At 59.2% G+C, this 17,195-nt stretch carries 17 protein-coding genes; 3 read left to right on the plus strand and 14 right to left on the minus strand.

What is annotated here, in order from left to right; translation table 11 throughout:
• The 3 genes from uvrC to K7431_RS28620 all read right to left on the minus strand — a co-directional run.
• Positions 1–821, minus strand: an 821-nt coding sequence (gene uvrC, locus K7431_RS28610) for an excinuclease ABC subunit UvrC (RefSeq protein WP_224299507.1), incomplete at its 3' end; no start/stop codon positions are given.
• Position 822: 1 nt separating this feature from the next.
• Positions 823–1,464 (minus strand): response regulator transcription factor GacA, encoded by a 642-nt coding sequence (gacA, locus tag K7431_RS28615; protein WP_003190387.1) that lies wholly within the window; start codon positions 1,462–1,464, stop codon positions 823–825.
• 152 nt (positions 1,465–1,616) lie between these two features.
• On the minus strand, positions 1,617–1,982 hold the full coding sequence (locus tag K7431_RS28620; RefSeq protein ID WP_012723425.1) for a helix-turn-helix domain-containing protein: 366 nt from the start codon (positions 1,980–1,982) through the stop codon (positions 1,617–1,619).
• Positions 1,983–2,064: 82 nt separating this feature from the next.
• Between K7431_RS28620 and K7431_RS28625 the strand changes: the two genes are divergently transcribed.
• Positions 2,065–2,304, plus strand: a complete 240-nt coding sequence (locus K7431_RS28625) for a DNA-binding protein (RefSeq protein ID WP_080567175.1) — start codon at positions 2,065–2,067, stop codon at positions 2,302–2,304.
• A gap of 41 nt (positions 2,305–2,345) precedes the next feature.
• Here the strand turns inward: K7431_RS28625 and K7431_RS28630 are convergent, their stop codons facing one another.
• On the minus strand, positions 2,346–2,771 hold the full coding sequence (locus K7431_RS28630; RefSeq protein WP_012723423.1) for a GNAT family N-acetyltransferase: 426 nt from the start codon (positions 2,769–2,771) through the stop codon (positions 2,346–2,348).
• Complete coding sequence (locus K7431_RS28635; RefSeq protein WP_043205138.1) at positions 2,772–3,521, minus strand: carbon-nitrogen hydrolase family protein; 750 nt, start codon at positions 3,519–3,521, stop codon at positions 2,772–2,774.
• Positions 3,522–4,129: 608 nt separating this feature from the next.
• Between K7431_RS28635 and K7431_RS28640 the strand changes: the two genes are divergently transcribed.
• Positions 4,130–5,212, plus strand: coding sequence for a 3-deoxy-7-phosphoheptulonate synthase (locus K7431_RS28640; RefSeq protein WP_012723421.1), 1,083 nt, complete (start codon positions 4,130–4,132; stop codon positions 5,210–5,212).
• Positions 5,213–5,457: 245 nt separating this feature from the next.
• Entirely contained in the window at positions 5,458–6,276 is an 819-nt protein-coding gene (gene dkgB / locus K7431_RS28645; RefSeq protein WP_012723420.1) for a 2,5-didehydrogluconate reductase DkgB, read from the plus strand.
• On the opposite strand, the gene K7431_RS28650 is transcribed toward dkgB, so the two are convergent.
• From K7431_RS28650 to K7431_RS28690, 9 genes are all read right to left on the minus strand, one after another.
• The gene (locus K7431_RS28650) at positions 6,273–6,695 is read right to left on the minus strand and encodes a chemotaxis protein CheY (RefSeq protein ID WP_043206182.1); all 423 of its coding nucleotides are present in this window, start codon (positions 6,693–6,695) and stop codon (positions 6,273–6,275) included. The genes dkgB and K7431_RS28650 overlap by 4 nt on opposite strands.
• A gap of 124 nt (positions 6,696–6,819) precedes the next feature.
• A complete protein-coding gene (locus tag K7431_RS28655; protein ID WP_012723418.1) occupies positions 6,820–10,440 on the minus strand; it encodes a transporter substrate-binding domain-containing protein in 3,621 nt (1,206 codons plus the stop codon).
• A gap of 6 nt (positions 10,441–10,446) precedes the next feature.
• Complete coding sequence (locus K7431_RS28660) at positions 10,447–11,073, minus strand: response regulator transcription factor (RefSeq protein WP_012723417.1); 627 nt, start codon at positions 11,071–11,073, stop codon at positions 10,447–10,449.
• A 290-nt stretch (positions 11,074–11,363) separates the two neighbouring features.
• Complete coding sequence (locus tag K7431_RS28665; RefSeq protein WP_012723416.1) at positions 11,364–12,080, minus strand: MgtC/SapB family protein; 717 nt, start codon at positions 12,078–12,080, stop codon at positions 11,364–11,366.
• 16 nt (positions 12,081–12,096) lie between these two features.
• Positions 12,097–14,802, minus strand: coding sequence for a magnesium-translocating P-type ATPase (gene mgtA, locus K7431_RS28670; RefSeq protein WP_012723415.1), 2,706 nt, complete (start codon positions 14,800–14,802; stop codon positions 12,097–12,099).
• A 497-nt stretch (positions 14,803–15,299) separates the two neighbouring features.
• Positions 15,300–15,905: a GNAT family N-acetyltransferase gene (locus K7431_RS28675; protein WP_043206181.1), complete on the minus strand. Its 606-nt coding sequence runs from the start codon at positions 15,903–15,905 to the stop codon at positions 15,300–15,302.
• A 12-nt stretch (positions 15,906–15,917) separates the two neighbouring features.
• Complete coding sequence (locus K7431_RS28680; RefSeq protein ID WP_012723413.1) at positions 15,918–16,262, minus strand: FKBP-type peptidyl-prolyl cis-trans isomerase; 345 nt, start codon at positions 16,260–16,262, stop codon at positions 15,918–15,920.
• Between the two features lie 39 nt (positions 16,263–16,301).
• Positions 16,302–16,703, minus strand: coding sequence for a type II toxin-antitoxin system HicB family antitoxin (locus K7431_RS28685; protein WP_012723412.1), 402 nt, complete (start codon positions 16,701–16,703; stop codon positions 16,302–16,304).
• 53 nt (positions 16,704–16,756) lie between these two features.
• Positions 16,757–16,942, minus strand: a complete 186-nt coding sequence (locus K7431_RS28690; RefSeq protein WP_080567174.1) for a type II toxin-antitoxin system HicA family toxin — start codon at positions 16,940–16,942, stop codon at positions 16,757–16,759.
• Positions 16,943–17,195: the final 253 nt, after the last annotated feature.

Below are 17,195 nucleotides of genomic sequence, written 5' to 3' on the forward strand. Positions count from 1 at the left end.
CGCCCGCCCCGCACGCTGATCAAGTGCACACAGGCGCCGCCTGGGTTGACGAAGGCCGCGATGACGTCCACGTCGCCGGTGCCGCCTTCCATGCTCTGCTGATCCTGCACGCGCCGCAGCAAGGAGATCTGGTCACGCAACTCGGCGGCGCGTTCGAAATCCAGGGTGCTGGCGGCCTGCTCCATGGCGCCGGAGAGTTCGTCGGTGAGGGCATTGCTGCGCCCTTCGAGGAACATCACCGAATGGCGCACGTCCTCGGCGTACTCGGCCGGGTCCACCAGGCCCACGCAAGGCGCTTTGCAGCGTTTGATCTGGTATTGCAGGCACGGCCGCGTGCGGTTCTTGTAGAAGCTGTCTTCGCACTGACGCACAAAAAAGGTCTTTTGCAGCAGGCTCAGGCTTTCGCGGATCGCGCCGGCGCTGGGATAGGGCCCGAAATACTTGCCCTTCTGCTTCTTCGCACCCCGGTGAATGCTCAGGCGTGGGAAGTTGCCGTCGGATAAAAACACGTAGGGGTAGGATTTATCATCGCGCAGCAGGATGTTATAGGGCGGCCGCCATTCCTTGATCAGCGTCTGCTCGAGCAACAGCGCTTCGGTTTCATTGGCGGTGATGGTGGTTTCGACCTGGGCGATACGCGCCACCAGCGCAGCTGTCTTGGGCGCGAGCCCGCTCTTGCGAAAATAGCTCGCCAAGCGGTTCTTCAGGTTCTTGGCCTTGCCGACATACAGCAGGCGTGCCTCGCTGTCGAACATGCGGTACACGCCGGGGCGGCCACTGCAGGTCGAGAGGAAGGCACTTGGATCAAACGGTGTAGTCATGTCAGGCGCTGGCGTCCACCATGCCGTGGCGCACTGCGAGCAGGGTCAATTCAACATCACTGCTGATGGCGAGCTTCTCGAAAATGCGATAGCGGTAGGTGTTGACGGTCTTGGGCGACAGGCACAGCTTGTCGGAGATCGTCTGCACCTTCTGGCAACCGACGATCATCAAGGCGATCTGGATTTCCCGCTCCGACAACGCATCGAACGGCGAGTCGCTGGTGGGCTGGAAAGACTTGATGGCCAATTGCTGGGCGATTTGCGGGCTGATGTAACGCTGGCCGGCAAATACCAGGCGAATGGCTTGTACCATCTCGGCCAGCCCAGCGCCCTTGGTCAGGTAACCGGCCGCTCCGGCCTGCAACAGGCGTGTCGGAAACGGGTCTTCTTCACACACCGTCACCACGACGACTTTGATATCCGGATGGCTGCGCAACAACTTGGTCGTGGCGCCGAGACCGCCGATACCGGGCATCTTGACGTCCATCAGCACCACATCGGGCTTCAACTCCCGGGCCTTGATCAAGGACTCTTCCCCTGACTCGGCCTGGCCGACTACTTGCAGGCCATCGATGTCAGCCAGCATTCGTGTAATGCCTGTACGAACGAGATCATGGTCATCGACTACTAGCACCCTAATCAAGCAGACACCTCGCGATATGGTCTTATAGGTTGCTGAACACCTTAGCAAAAAACCAAGGCGCAGACCTAGCTGCAAGCGTCATATATATAGAGTTTGAATACACGGGGGCCGCCCGCCGAGAGGCGGACGGCTCTATTTTGCTGGGCAACAGGTCAGGATTCTTGAGGCTGCTGCTTGGCTTTTCCATTAAATGAAACGGAGTGTTCGGCCAAGGTTGACGTCAAGCGGCGGATCGCCGCTTGGTCTTCCTTGAACATCGCGCGATAATTACCCAACACTTTCTCCTCAATCTCGCTGAGGTTTTCCAGCTGAATCGGCGTAGCAGTTCCGGTCAACACGTAAAGTACATCTACACCTTTTGCGGCGACTCGGGACAAATAATCGGCCTTGGGCGCACGCCCTCCACTTTCATATTTGCCTTGTGCGTTGGCTTCAACGCCTCCTATTTCACCGAAAACTTTTTGCGACAGGCCAAGTCGCTCTCTTTCTTGCCTCAAACGCGAACCGATTCCACTCATTTGGATGTATGATCCTATTTGGCACACCCCAAGAGGTGACACGCTCATCTCTTAGTTAAACAAACTTGAACGGTTTTGAACTATGCCCGGAATCCGCACTGCTGCACAAGCCAAGGCCTGGCTGGAACATCAAGGAAAGTCAGTTCAAGCGTTCGCCCGTGAGCACGGAGTTGATCCGGCTACCACGTATCAAGTGCTCGCTGGGCGTAAAAAGGGACGGCGTGGAGAGGCCCATAAGGTGGCGGTCCTTTTGGGCATGAAAGAAGGGATCATCCTTGCTGAGGCTGATGGCCAACACAACGTTCAGGAAGTCGTTTCCTGAAGCCAGTATGCGCTTATTAGCATCAACTGCATGGTTTAGGTTCAACGGCAAACACGCTCCATCCGCCAGAAGCAGTCTTCTTCACCCACGATGCTCATCCCACTGCGCTGATAGAGCCTCTTGGCCGGGTTGTTCTTAAACACGGTCAAGCGCAATAAACCCGTCGCCTGCGCCTTGAGCGCCATCTGTTCCAACACCCAACTGCCCGCACCAAGCCCGCGATACGCCTCAAGCATATGCAACTCACGGATATAGAGTGCCCGCCTATCGGCGCTCAGGCTGATAAAGCCCATCACGGTGTCATCGTTGCAGATCAGCCAGTTCTCACGCCCGGCCCAAGCGATGTCGAAGCCCTGGTTGGACCACACCAGCTCGTATTGCAGGTAATAACGGCTCATGGCCGCAAAGGTCAGGCTTCGAGCAAAGGGAAGGTCCTGGTCTGTTGCCGCGCGCAGATTGAACGCCATTCAGACGGCTACCACTTGGCCAGTCCATGGCCCGCCATCGCGACGGGCAATCACCAGCGCATCGCCGATACCGGGCGCCGCGGCCAGTAAGCTGCCATCAACCGCCCAGATCGCGCTGCGGCCGGCGCACACATAGCCACCCGACGGGCCACCATGGTTGGCCATCAGCACCAGCAAGCCATGTTCGGCCGCATAGCCCTGGAGCAACGCGCTGTCAGTGGCATAGCCACCTTCGCTGATCAACACGCCGGTGGCGTATACCGTGGCTCCTGCCTCAGCCGCCAGGCGCGGATGGCTGGCATGGGAGAAGTCCGCGCACACCGCCAACGCGATACGCTCGCTCCGCCATTCGAGGGGCGCACCGCCCTGCCCTGCGACAAATGCCCGTTCTTCGCCAGGATGCAAATGCTGCTTGGTGTAGACCACCATTGAGCCATCAGCCCCCAACACCAGCGCGCCGATCAACACACCGGCCTGCGGCGCCAGGCGGATGGGCATCCCCACCACTGCTGTCAGCCGCAGCGCCTGGGCCATCTCCCGCAGCGGCGCCAAGACAGGGTCGTCTGGCGCAATCGCCAACCCGGCCGCCAATGAAGGTTCATACCCGGTCAGCGACAGCTCCGGAAACACCAGCCATTGCACGCCGTGCCGGGCAGCCGTGCCCATGAACGTCAAGTGCCGTTTGATATTGGCCGCAAGGTCTCCGGCGATGGAAATGGATTGAGCAGCAGCAAGGGTCAAAGCAGTCATGGTCGCGTCCAAGCAATCGGTATCAAAGTGGGATCAGCATATCTCGACCTATAGCCGTTGGTATCCACGTGCAATAGAAATTAATGATTGAGTCCTCCTGCCCGCCTCTAGTAAGCTCGCCCCATCATTTGGAGACCCACCATGTTGCCACTTACCCACACTCAGGTTTGCCCTGCTGCCAGCGCCCAGCGCTTGGTATCGGCTACCCGTGTGAGCGGTTCGAGCGCACCGGTAAGTTTTTATTTTGGGTATTGGTTTAGCCACTGGCGCGCCTGATACCTGAAATCGGCGGCCACTACTCAAGGGGTCGCCTACCAGAGAAATCTAACCCCCGGTCGGCTCCCCGACCGGGGGTTTTGTTTTTTCAGGCCCCTCTATATTTCGCAGAACACTTAAAGGACACACGACATGAACTACGCCACTTATTACCGCTACGACACTTCCACCGCATGGCGATTTAGCCAGCTCCGCTCGGGACAGCCTGCCGCCTCCGATCGGTCACCTATTGGTGGCAAGCCAACACACGTAGCCAATACGGCCAATTGTCGAACACCCCAGTAGGGCCAGCGCGCGGGAACAGCCCGCCGCTTGCCCAGGAAGCCTTGAATATGAACTCTGCCACCGCCGCTTTGCCCGTCTCTGCCCTGACCAGCGCCAATGAAGCCCTGACCCAGCGCCTGCCCAGCTCTCTTGAGCTCAAGCACCAATTGCCTCTCAGCCCGTTCCTCAACGAGCAAGTCCACGCCCATCGCCAAGCCGTGCGCGCCATCCTCAATGGCGAAGATTCACGTTTGCTGGTGATCGTCGGCCCGTGCTCGATCCATGACCCTGAGTCAGCCATGGAATACGCACGCAACCTCAAGAAGCTCGCGCTGGACGTCAGCGACCAGATGCTGCTGGTGATCCGTGCCTACGTCGAAAAACCGCGCACCACCGTCGGCTGGAAAGGCTTGGCTTACGACCCGCACCTGGACGGCAGTGATGACATGGCCGCCGGCCTCACCCTGTCCCGCCAACTGATGCGCGAAATGCTGCGCCTGGGCTTGCCGGTCGCCACCGAACTGCTGCAACCCATGGCCGCCGGCTACTTCGATGACCTGCTCAGTTGGGTCGCGATTGGCGCGCGCACCACCGAATCGCAGATCCACCGTGAAATGGCCAGCGGCCTGGGCATGCCCGTAGGTTTCAAGAACGGCACCGACGGCGGCGTTGCGATTGCGTGTGACGCCATGCGCTCGGCCTCCCATCCGCACCGCCACTTCGGTGTCGACAGCCAGGGCCACCCGGCGATCATTCAGACCCCCGGCAACCCCGACACCCACTTGGTGCTGCGCGGCGGCCACCGAGGGCCGAACTACGATGCGCAGAATGTGGCACAGGTGAAGCAAGATTTGGCCAAGTCAAAGGTGACGGCGAGGATCATGGTCGATTGCAGCCACGCCAACAGTGGCAAGGACCCGCTGCGTCAACCGGCGGTATTCAACGACGTGCTGGAACAGCGCCTGCAAGGCGACACCTCGCTGATCGGCATGATGCTCGAAGGCCACCTGTTCGAAGGCTGTCAACCGTTGAGCGCGTCGATGAAATACGGCGTGTCGGTGACAGACGGCTGCCTGGGCTGGAGCGGCACCGAGCAGTTGTTGCGCAACGCGGCTGAGCGGTTGCGCCAACAACACACCATCATTGACTGATGAAGATCAGAATGTGGGAGCTGGCCTGCGATAGCGGTATATCAGCGACAGACTTGTAGCCTGACACGCCCCATCGCAGGCAAGCCAGCACCCACATTTGCTCAGTGTTCGGCTCAGGGAGTTGGCGCAGCGTTCAAACTATTCGTGACCTGGGGTAAAGAGTCCTTTTCGGATTCGGCGGTTTTTCCGAAGGAACGACGGGCGGATACTCGACTCCATTGTTCACCCCCCTTCAGGAGTTACTGATGTCTATCGCTACGCAAAACGTTCCGGCCTTCGGCCTTGGCACCTTCCGTCTGCAAGGTCAGGTGGTGATCGATTCCGTCAGCGCCGGCCTGGAACTGGGCTACCGCGTGATCGACACCGCGCAGATCTACGAGAATGAAGCAGACGTCGGCCAAGCCATCGCCGACAGTGGCGTGCCGCGCGATGAGCTATTTATCACCAGCAAAATCTGGATCGCTAACTTCGCCGAAGGCCAGTTGATTCCGAGCCTGCGTGAAAGCTTGCGCAAACTGAAAACCGACTATCTGGACCTCACCTTGATTCACTGGCCTTCACCCGAAGATCAGGTGCCTGTCGCCGAGTTCATGGGCCAGTTGCTGGAAGCCAAACGCCTGGGCCTGACCCGCCAGATCGGCATCTCCAACTTCACCGTCGACTTGATGAAGCAAGCGATTGCAGCCGTTGGCGCGGAGAATATCGCCACCAACCAGATCGAACTGCATCCCTACCTGCAAAACCGCAAGGTCGTGGACTTCGCCACCGCTAACGGTATCCAGATCACGTCCTACATGACCCTGGCCTACGGCGAAGTGCTCAAAGACCCAGTGATGGAGCAAATCGCCGAACGCCATCAGGCTACTCCCGCGCAAGTGGCGCTGGCTTGGGCGATGCAACTGGGCTATGCGGTCATCCCGTCATCGACCAAACGCGCCAACCTGGAAAGCAACCTCAAGGCCCTGCAACTGACCTTGAGTGCTGCCGACATGGCGCAGATTGCCGAGTTGGAACGCGGCCATCGCCTGACCAGCCCCAAGGGTATCGCCCCACAATGGGACTAAACCCCTGCCGCAGGCGTGCGGGATAATTCCCGCAGCCAGGGCAGCACACGCAGGCCGGTGCTGGACGCGGGAGGGTCGATAATGTCCATGAAGTGTTCGAGGTTGACGCTGTCCGGCACACCGGGCAACCGGACCAGCACCGTCGGCGTCGCCTCGGGAGTTGTTCCCAGGTCCAGGTGATCGTAGACCAGCACGTGATGCGCCTGGGGTTGAGGCTGGCACGTGTGGATCGCGAGCCCCGCGTTGATGATCAGCACATCAAAGGGCTGTGCCGGGATGGCGGTGAGGAGTTGGACCTCTTCAAAGGTTTGCACCGGTACGATCCGGTGATACCCCAACTGGTTAAGCATTTTCTCGATGTACAGCCGCTGCAGGTGTTGTTCATCGGCAATCAGGATGGTCAGTGCTTTGTTTGGCATGGCGAATCCCTGGGCAGGCATCGCTCGTCAGTGAGCGAGGCCCATTCTCCAGACATACACTGACGACAAAATCAGGCTTATTCCCGTTCACTGTAGGAGTTGTCCCAAATCCACCGAATGGCTATCAGGCGTGCTTGCTGTGCAGGTGCAGGCTCAGGCGCTGATGCAAGCCATCGACGGCCATGCCAACCGCCTCCACCGCTGCCGACAATGCATCACGGTCACGCCTTTGACACGCCTCCTCCAAGGTTTCGCAACCGGCGACCAACGCCTGGGCCCTGACCATCCGGGCACCGCCTTTTATACGATGAGCCAGGTCATGCAGCTTGGCGAAATCCGCGTGCTGTTGCAGCGCCGGCAGCAACAGGCGGTCCTCTGCGAGGCTATTGAGCAATGGCAGCAGCAACTCATCAAGCACGGCACCCTCGCCCCCCGTCAGCATGACCAATGCGCTCAAATCAAACGTCGGTTCGGCGTCCTCCACGGCGGCACTGGCAGTGCGTGATGCCAGCGCTACACGCAAATCATCAAGACCGGTCGGTTTGAACAGACAACCATCCATGCCCGCCTGCCTGCAGCGCTCGGTTTCCTCCGGTTGGGCGTTGGCGGTGAACCCCAGCAACAGGCACGGAACCAGGCCGAGCCGACGCTCTTGTGCACGGATATCACGGGCCAACGTGTAGCCGTCCATAACAGGCATATTGCTATCGGTGATCACGCCATCAAAATGCCCGGCCTGCCACAGTGCGAACCCCTCAGCGCCATCTTCGGCCGTGACGATGCGATGCCCCAGGAAGCTCAATTGCCGAGTGAGCAACAGGCGGTTGGCCGGGTAGTCATCCACCACCAGGAGGCTCAATGCATGAGCCGGTGGCACAGGCGGAGCCGATGAAGAAAGCGGTGCAGCGGTGGCCAACTCCAGCGCCAGGGTCACATCCACCCGAGTCCCCTTGCCCAGCACACTGCTCAAATGCAGTTGGCCGCCCATCATCTCGCACAGATTGCGACTGATCACCAAGCCCAACCCCGAACCACTGCGTGCTGATTGATCGTTATTGCTGCCCTGGATAAAGGGGTTGAACAAACGTTGTTGATCCTCGGCACTGATGCCAATCCCCGTGTCCTCCACATACAGCCGAAGGTTCAGAGGGTCGCTCGCCAATGCCGGTGTGCACTGGGCGCCCAGGCGTACCTGGCCGGTCGCGGTAAACTTGATGGCATTGCCCAGCAGATTGGACACCACTTGTTTGAAGCGCATAGGGTCGATCAACACTGACCGGTCGATCATCGGGTCGAGCTCCACGTGCAGCAACAGCCCCTTATCCCGCGCCAGCCCTTCGAAAACCCGTGCCACGGAAGCCAACATTTCATGGAGATTGGCAGGTGCCAGGGTCAGGGACAGGTGACCGGTTTCGATCCGCGCAATGTCCAAGATATCGCCGATCAGCTCCAGCATGCTGCGGGACGCCATCGATGCCACTTCGAGGGCATCCTGATCGACGCGGCCCTGCTCGGCGTTCTTCTGAGCCAATTCGATCATGCCGATCACCGCGTTCATGGGCGTTCGGATCTCATGACTCATGGTCGCCAGGAAGGTGGTCTTGGCGCGATTGGCGGCGTCGGCCTCCTCCTTGGCTTCCTGCAACTGGCCCAGCAGGCGCTGGCGTTCGCTGACATCCACCCAGCCAGCAATCATGCCCACCACGTTGCCGTTGCTATCACGGTACGGCAGCATCCATTGGTAAATCGTCAGCACGCCACCGCCGGGCACCTTGAGCACTCGGTCGTGAATCTGCGGCTCCCCACGCTCCATCAAGCTCAAATAGTCAGCATGGAAAGATTGAGCCTGGGGCGGGTTGCCGGTGTCGGTTTCCACCACGGTCTTGCCGATCACGTCCTCCAGCTTGAAGCCGAACACATCAAGGTAAGCGTTATTACACGCCATCAAGCGGCCCTGGCGGTCACGTACATAAATCGGGTGGGGCGTGCCGTCGATCAGCACGCTCATAAACCGCATCTGGTCGCTCAAGGCCCGTTCGGCCTGGGCACGCTTGTGAATCAGGTTACGCAGGTAGAGCACCCAACCCAACGTGACCAACAACAGCACGGCTGCCAGGCCGAACCCTTGGATAATCACGTTGCGATGGCTGATCCAGTAGCTGTCCTCGATGATGATCTCACTGCGCCAATGGTTGGTCAGTTCGTCCATTTCCTCGGGCGTGATACTCAACAGCGCCTTCTCGAGGATTGAATACAGTTCCAGCTGGCTGCGATTGACGCCCAAGGCAATCCGCGCCGGTTCCGTACCCACCGTACTGGTGATACGCAGGCGATCACGGTAATGGCGCGCGATCATGTAACGGGCACTGATCAGCGACACAACCGTCGCATCGACACCGCCTTTGGCGACCAACTCCATGGCTTGCTCAGGGTTCTCGACCGCCACAAAGACGATACCAGGATAATCCCGCGCCACTTGCACGGCGAGGCTGTTGCCGCCGATAAACGCCAGGCGTTTGCCGGGCATGTCTTCCAGGGTAAGCAGGTGCTCATCGCTGGCGCGCGCCACCAGCACATAGGGGTTGGACAAGTAAGGCCGGGTAAAACGGACTTTCTCGGAGCGCTCGACGCTGGGCGTGATCACCGCCATCATCTCCACTTGGCCAGCGCTGACCTCGTCCACTTGCCGAGGCAACGAACTGCCCTGCACCACCTCGAATTTCAAGCCTGTGCGCAAGCTGATCCGCGACAACACCTCGTCACTCAAGCCGATGAACTGCCCTTGTTCATTGAAAAATGACAGCGGCATAAACTTGTCGAGCGCCGCGACTTTCACGCGCGGATGCTTCTCCAGCCAGCGCTGTTCACTGTCACTCAAGCGCAACCGGTCAGCCTCCAGAAAGCCGCTGCCGCCCGCACTCCAGCGCCGCAGAATTTCCATCTGCTGGCCGGCCGGGATGACAGCCAGCGCGGCATTGACGATCTTCAACAGGCGGATATTGTCCCCGGTGAAAGCGAATCCGAACGGGTTGACCTCCAGCGCGGAAAAATCAGCCATACGCACGTTATTCAGGTGATTCTTGTTGATCAGGTAGCGGGTGCTGATGGCATCGCCGAGGTAAACATCGGCCTGGCCGAACGCTACGGAACCGATGGCCTGGTGGGTCGAGCCATATAACAACAATTGCGCCTGGGGATAAAAGGCCTGGACAGCGTCGGGCTGCATATAGTGGTAGAGCATCGCGACACGTTTGCCGGCCAGGTCGACGCTCAATGAATGACTGTCCCCCGCGCGGGTCACCAATACGGGTTGATCATTGGCGTAGGAACGGGACAATACCAGCGCTTTGTCGGCCGCCTCATAACCGTTGGCCGACCCGACCAGATCCACGTTGCCCAGCTTGAGTGCCTCGATCACTTCATCGCGGGTGTCGTAGCGTCTAACCTCGATAGGTACATTCAAAATAAGGCTGATCAGCCACGTATAGTCAGCAGTGATCCCTTCAAAATCATTATCGTTGCTCAAGTCGAAAGGGGCGTAGTCGGGCGCGGACACCCCCATCACTAACGTGCGCCGCTCGCGCAGCCAGCGCCAGTCGCTTTCATCAAGCTCAACACTGGGGTGTTCAAGGGAGGAATGGCCGAGGAGCCGCAGGGTATGGGGTTCGTCCAGGGCCATCGCCGAGTAGGGCAACAGCCCCAACAGCAGGATGGCCGTGAGTTTCAGCCGCCGAAAGGTGGTCATTTCAAATCAGATCAGGTGGTTGCGCTGCGCAAACTTGGACAGGTGCACCACCGATGACATGCGCAGCTTCTCCTTGAGTCGCGTCTTGTAGGTGCTGATAGTCTTATGGCTCAACAGCATGTCCTCAGCGATTTCCTTGTTGCCCAGGCCCAGCGCCAACTTTTGCAACACGGTCAGCTCGCGGTCCGACAGTGCGTCCACCAATTCCTGCTCGGTGGTCTGCAAATCGTCGCGGCGGACTGAACTGGTGGGCAGGCTGGGGAAGCAACTGTAACCAGACCGGATCGCCCTGATTGCCTTTTGCAACTCATCAAGCTCACCCGTCTTGGCCACAAAGCCCATGGCCCCGGCGCGCATGCAGCGGGTGGAGAAGAACACCGCCAGATAAGAGGTCAGCACCAGGATCTTGCAAGGCAGTTCGAGCGCCTTGATCCGGCTGATCACCTCCAACCCGCCGAGCTTGGGCATTGCCAGATCGAGGATGACCAAGTCCGGACGATGCACCCGCGCAATCTGCATAGCGTCGGCACCGTTGCCCGCTTCCAGGATTTCTACGAAGCCTTCCTGTTTCAACAGATGTTTCACAGTGGCGCGTATAAAAGGGTGATCATCCACAATTAAAGCTTTGCTCATAAGACTCCCCCGAGAGGATCAGTACGCTTACATATCACGCGGGACCTATCTACCTGTGAAAAGTAACAGTTCCGACAAACGGCGCTGATTACTCGGCAGGCAGTACAGACCCCTCCTTTTGATAAAACACGGTAAACACATAGAGCCACGCCCTGGTTCCTGAGGCGCAAGCGGGAAACCTTAACAACAGCGTGTCTTATCAAATGAAGGGATAGTCTCGAATTATTGTAGGACTTTTCCTCGCGATAGCATGACCCGCGTTGCACGGGACAATGCCTGACAGCCGGGGACTACTCGGTAGTACTGGGGCTCCAGAACGCCTGCACGACAAGGGTAGACATCGAAATTCGCGCCACCAGCGCATCCAGTTCGTCACCGTCTACCGACGTCACGGCCAGGGTGGCTTCTATTTCCACCTCCTCCGTGCCGAAGGGGCGCACGTCGACATCGCTGGCGGGATAGTTACAACGCGCCAGCTCGGCTTCCAGCAACGCCAATACGGCTTTCTGCTGAGTACGCCGTGCAATGACATACAGGATATTGGTGACCTCCGCCGACACCACGTCCAACGGCTGACGGTTGATGTTATTGACGATCGGCCGCAGCAAGGTGTTGGCCGCCAGCACAAACAGGGTGCCCAGCAGCGCTTCCAGGATCAGGTCGGCACCCGCGCAGGCACCCACCGCCGCCGACGCCCAGAGGGTGGCGGCCGTGTTGAGCCCACGCACGTTGCCTTCCTCGCGCATGATCACGCCGGCGCCGAGAAAGCCGATGCCCGAGACCACATACGCCACCACCCGCACCGCGCCTTCCGCACCGCCGAGACGGTTGGCCATGTCGACGAAGATCGCCGCGCCCACCGCCACCAGCACGTTGGTCCGCAGACCTGCCGTGCGCTGTCGGTACTGGCGCTCGAAACCGATCAGGCCACCGAGGATGAAGGCCGCGGTGAGGCTGACCAGCGTATCAACCAGGGAATTGAGGTTGATGTTGTCGATTGCTTGCATAGAAAATCTTCCCTGTTTATTGCCAGCCGAACTTACGGATGTAGTAGCCCTTCACCGCCTGGGTCAGCGCCATGTACGCCAGCAGGATCACCGGCAGGAACACGAAGTACAGCGACGGCAGCGCCTGCAATTTGAAGTAGTGCGCCAGCGGCCCCATCGGCAGGAAAATCCCCACGGCCATGATCACACCGGTCATCACCATCAACGGCATCGCCGCGCGGCTCTGCAGGAACGGGATTTTCGGGGTGCGGATCATGTGCACGATCAGCGTCTGGGTCAGCAGCCCCACCACGAACCAGCCGGACTGGAACAGCGTCTGGTGGTCCGGGGTGTTGGCATCGAAGACATACCACATGAGCGCGAACGTGGTGATGTCAAAGATCGAACTGATCGGCCCGAAAAACAGCATGAACCGCCCCACATCGCCGGGCTGCCAGCGTTGCGGCTTGGCGAGCATCTCGGCGTCGACGTTATCGAACGGAATCGCGATCTGCGAAATGTCATACAGCAGGTTCTGCACCAGCAGGTGCATCGGCAGCATCGGCAGGAAAGGAATAAACGCACTGGCCACCAGCACCGAAAACACGTTGCCGAAGTTGGAACTGGCGGTCATCTTGATGTACTTGAGCATGTTGGCGAAGGTACGCCGGCCTTCCAGCACGCCCTCCTCCAAAATCATCAGGCTCTTTTCCAACAGGATGATGTCGGCGGCTTCCTTGGCGATATCCACCGCACTGTCGACCGAAATGCCGATATCGGCCGTACGCAGCGCCGGCGCGTCGTTGATGCCATCACCCATAAAGCCCACCACATGCCCGTTAGCCTTGAGCAGGCGCACGATGCGCTCCTTGTGGGACGGCGTCAGCTTGGCGAACACATTGGTGGTTTCCACGGCCTTGGCCAGCTCGGCGTCGGTCATGTCCTCGATGTCATTGCCCATCAGCAGGCCCTGTTGCTCCAGGCCCACTTCGCGGCAGATTTTAGCGGTGACCAATTCGTTGTCACCTGTCAGCACTTTCACGGCGACGCCGTGGGCTTTGAGAGCCTTGAGCGCAGGCGCGGTACTTTCCTTCGGAGGGTCGAGAAAAGCCACATAACCGATCAGCGTGAGGTTTTGTTCATCCGCCAGGCTGTAGGTGTCGCGCCCCGGCGCCATCGGTTGCGCGGCCACGGCCACCACGCGCAGGCCTTCCTCGTTGAACGCGGCGGTGACCTGGCGAATGCGCGCCAGCAAGTCATCGGTCAGCGCTTCATTGACGTCGCCATGGCGCACGTTGTTGCACACCGACAGAATCTCTTCGACCGCCCCTTTGCAGATCAACAGGTGTGGCTGGCCTTGCTCGGCGACCACGACGGACATGCGGCGACGATTGAAGTCGAACGGGATCTCATCGACTTTCTGGAACGCCGTACCCACCTTCAGCTCGCGATGCACCTCCACATGCTCCAGCACCGCTACGTCCAACAGGTTTTTCAGGCCCGTCTGGTAGTAGCTGTTGAGGTAGGCCATTTCCAACACGTCGTCGGACTCTTCCCCCCACACGTCCACATGGCGCGCGAGGAAAATCCTGTCCTGGGTCAGGGTGCCGGTCTTGTCGGTGCACAGCACGTCCATGGCGCCGAAGTTCTGGATCGCGTCCAGGCGCTTGACGATGACTTTTTTACGCGAGAGAAACACCGCGCCTTTGGCCAGGGTCGAGGTGACGATCATCGGCAGCATTTCCGGGGTCAGGCCCACGGCAATCGACAGCGCGAACAACAGCGCTTCAGTCCAGTCACCCTTGGTGAACCCGTTGATGAACAGCACCAGTGGCGCCATCACGAACATGAAGCGGATGAGCAACCAACTGACCTTGTTGACGCCTTGCTGGAACGAGGTGGTCGCGCGGTCGGTAGCGGTGACGCGCTGGGCCAACGCACCGAAATAGGTGCTGTTGCCGGTAGTCAGGATCACCGCCGTCGCCGCGCCGGACACCACGTTGGTGCCCATGAACAGGATGTTCTCCAGGTCCAGCGGGTTACGGGTGTTGGCATCTTGCTGCTGGGCGAACTTCTCCACCGGCATCGATTCGCCGGTCATCGCCGCCTGGCTTACGAACAGGTCCTTGGCACTGATGACACGGCAGTCGGCGGGGATCATGTCACCGGCCGACAGCACGATCAGGTCACCCGGCACCAAGTGTTTGATGGGCAGCTCGATGCGCTTGGTTTCATCCCGACGCAACACGGTCGCCGTGTTGCTCACCATCGCCTTGAGGGCGTCGGCCGCCTTGTTCGACTTGGCCTCCTGCCAGAAGCGCAGCAGTGTCGAGAGCACCACCATGGAGAAAATCACCGTGGCCGCCTTCATGTCCTCGGTCAGCCAGGAGATCACCGCCAGCAAAGTCAGCAGCAGGTTGAAGGGGTTTTTGTAGCAATGCCACAGGTGCACCCACCACGGCAGCGGCTGCTCGTGCTCGACTTCGTTGAGGCCGTATTGTACGCGCAGGGCGTCGGCTTCCTGGGTATTCAAGCCTTCGGAGTGGCTGCCCAGCGTGCCGAGCAATTGCACGGCACTGCTGTTGGCCGAAATCACCAGGGTTTGCGCCAGGGTCGGCGGCACTTCGCGGCTGACGCTGGCGTCGGCCACGGTGTCGAGCATCGCCAAGCGGCGGAAATGCCGGGCGATATGCCGGGTCCGCAGGAAGCCGGCGAAGAACTCTTTCAACAGTGTGAAGTTCATGGTGTTACTCCTGCGCGAGGAAACACTCGTGCAGGTACCGCCTCGCGCACCGCGCCCGTTTTAAAGGCACAGCCGGCTTAGCCCGCCCGCCGTAAAAGGCAGGCGCGTCCGTAGCATCCCGAGGTTAATCAGGTGCTGGTCAGCGTCGATGAGAGGGAATCGGACAGGAGCCAGGACTGGTCACTGCCGCGATGCCGCTTCTCGCTTTATTGGCGAGACAACGGCATCTGGAAAATGCGCGTTACCTTGCCAAGTCTATGCCGGTCAACGAAACCGGCCGACTACTGTCACTCGAACAAGTACCCACTGAGGGTCTCCGCAATTGATGAAAACGCGCGAAGCTTACGCCCCGATACTAGGAGAGTAAACCGTAGGAAAGCTTCCGAATGATGAATAAGAAGATTCTTCAGGGAGGGTTCAGGTACGCCTTTTCCTGGGCCCACTGAGGATCAAATGTGGAAGGGAGCAAGCGCCCGCCCATAGGGTTGGGTGTACATTCACTGTGACGCGGTGTCCGGTCGGTCCCTTGCCACCAATGCCAGGTAATCATCCACCTGCCCACCGCCCAATGCCTTGACCTGAATCGACACCCTGTTCACCTGCCGCCCCATCGTGATTCCCTCACGGGTACGCACCTGCACATAACCGAGTTTTGGCCAGAAACGTTCAGCACGGGTGTTGCCGATGACCACCGTCAACCGCAACCATTGGCCGTCATTGCGAACCACCCACGCTTCAAGATCCGCATGCAGCTGGTGCGCCAGCCCGGTGCCGTGCAACCGTGCATCCACCAGCAGCAGACCGATATGCCAGACGCCGACCGCCAACACATCCGCCGCAATGTTCACCACCGCCACCAGCTCATTGTCCTGATCGCGGTAACCCAGCCAATACATCCGCCGGCATGTCCACCCTACCGGCAACTGCCCCCGCAACTCCTCATGCGCTTCAGTCGGCGTGGCCGGCTCGCCATTCACGGCGACGAAGTAATCCGGTGCGCGTTCAAAAAACCGCTGCAGCTCGGCCTCATCCCCACCGCCCAGCTCAGTGACCCGAATGCCCGCAACGGAGCCCCCCGGCAACAGGTGCGCATCCACGTCCATATTCATCCGCCCTCAATCGTCCCGCGTCAGGACTTCCAACAACTCGATCTCAAAGCGCAGATGACTGTTGGGCTTGATATGTGCGCCCATCGACCGCTCGCCATAAGCCAAATGCGCCGGCACGAACAAGCTGCGCACACCGCCCACTTGCATGCCCATCAAGCCCTGGTCCCAGCCCTTGATCACACGCCCGGTACCGATCACGCACTGAAACGGCTTGCCCCGCTCCCAGGACGAATCGAACACCGTGCCGTCTTCCAGGGTGCCGGTGTATTGGGTGGTAATCAGCGCGCCCTTGACCACGGTCTTGCCGGTGCCGGGGCGGAGGTCGATGATTTGGAGTTCTTCGTGGCTCATGGGCGTCCCTTTGGATACATAGTGTTTGCTTGTGTTGCTTTAAGCAGAGAGTTCGCGCAAGGCTGCCGTCGCTAAGAAACCTGACCGCGATGCATAGCGGTGGTCCTTTTGCACACGCTCATCAATACGTTGCAACAAGTGTTCCGGCAAAGAAGCATTGAACCGTACCGACTTCCCCAGATAGGGCGTGAGATCAAAGTCGACAATCGCCCAAACGCCACCGGCGAAATCCGGGTTACTTAAATGCGCATCAACCTCCAGTGCCTGAGGAAGCCGTTCCTGATCGGCAACCAGCCCTTCGAGATGCAAAGCCAATGCCTCGCGGACATTATCCAGTGCTTCGGAAAAAGACCCTCCCGCCGAGAAACAACCCGGCAAGTCAGGGACCGTCACGCTGTAATCCGAGTCAGCATCTTTGTGCACGACCACCGGGAATTTCATTGCTCCTCCTCTAGACAAGCCCCTCAGGAGCTCGTCCAACTCATTCAGCAGCATCAATAATTGAGACCGGCTGATTTGAAAATACTGTGCAGAGTGCCTTTGGCGATCTCCGACTTGGGATGAGGGACGGTTATTCGCCCCCGCTTCACAGGGTGTTTGAACTGATGGTGACTGCCTGTAACTGCCACCTCAAACCAACCCTCCGCAACCAGCAGGTCAATCAGCTCTCGACTTCTCATCGCCAACCCTTAGGTGTGTATATTACACACCGTCGCATGGCAATGCGTTATTTGTACACACGAGACACACTCATGAAAAAGCCCGCTTTACCTGCAAGCGGGCTTATGTGACGCGATGATGACGATGTGCAACTCCCTTACGCGAGCAAACTAATGTCAGTTTTTGTGCCCAGGTTTCGGTGGGTACAAAAGGCGGGTGGAATTTGACCGGATAAGCGTCGGCTATCTTGAGTTCTGCACAGCCACGCAGAAT

The organism is Pseudomonas fluorescens group sp., from assembly GCF_020093335.1.
GTDB lineage: Bacteria > Pseudomonadota > Gammaproteobacteria > Pseudomonadales > Pseudomonadaceae > Aquipseudomonas > Aquipseudomonas petroselini.

Bases quoted from the DNA above. Each gene is read 5' to 3' on its own strand.
- K7431_RS28620 (WP_012723425.1), bottom strand. From the start codon at position 1,982: ATGAGTGGAATCGGTTCGCGTTTGAGGCAAGAAAGAGAGCGACTTGGC.
- K7431_RS28625 (WP_080567175.1), top strand. From the start codon at position 2,065: ATGCCCGGAATCCGCACTGCTGCACAAGCCAAGGCCTGGCTGGAACAT.
- K7431_RS28630 (WP_012723423.1), bottom strand. From the start codon at position 2,771: ATGGCGTTCAATCTGCGCGCGGCAACAGACCAGGACCTTCCCTTTGCT.
- K7431_RS28635 (WP_043205138.1), bottom strand. From the start codon at position 3,521: ATGACTGCTTTGACCCTTGCTGCTGCTCAATCCATTTCCATCGCCGGA.
- K7431_RS28640 (WP_012723421.1), top strand. From the start codon at position 4,130: ATGAACTCTGCCACCGCCGCTTTGCCCGTCTCTGCCCTGACCAGCGCC.
- dkgB (WP_012723420.1), top strand. From the start codon at position 5,458: ATGTCTATCGCTACGCAAAACGTTCCGGCCTTCGGCCTTGGCACCTTC.
- K7431_RS28650 (WP_043206182.1), bottom strand. From the start codon at position 6,695: ATGCCAAACAAAGCACTGACCATCCTGATTGCCGATGAACAACACCTG.
- K7431_RS28655 (WP_012723418.1), bottom strand. From the start codon at position 10,440: ATGACCACCTTTCGGCGGCTGAAACTCACGGCCATCCTGCTGTTGGGG.
- K7431_RS28660 (WP_012723417.1), bottom strand. From the start codon at position 11,073: ATGAGCAAAGCTTTAATTGTGGATGATCACCCTTTTATACGCGCCACT.
- K7431_RS28665 (WP_012723416.1), bottom strand. From the start codon at position 12,080: ATGCAAGCAATCGACAACATCAACCTCAATTCCCTGGTTGATACGCTG.
- mgtA (WP_012723415.1), bottom strand. From the start codon at position 14,802: ATGAACTTCACACTGTTGAAAGAGTTCTTCGCCGGCTTCCTGCGGACC.
- K7431_RS28675 (WP_043206181.1), bottom strand. From the start codon at position 15,905: ATGGACGTGGATGCGCACCTGTTGCCGGGGGGCTCCGTTGCGGGCATT.
- K7431_RS28680 (WP_012723413.1), bottom strand. From the start codon at position 16,262: ATGAGCCACGAAGAACTCCAAATCATCGACCTCCGCCCCGGCACCGGC.
- K7431_RS28685 (WP_012723412.1), bottom strand. From the start codon at position 16,703: ATGAAATTCCCGGTGGTCGTGCACAAAGATGCTGACTCGGATTACAGC.
- K7431_RS28690 (WP_080567174.1), bottom strand. From the start codon at position 16,942: ATGAGAAGTCGAGAGCTGATTGACCTGCTGGTTGCGGAGGGTTGGTTT.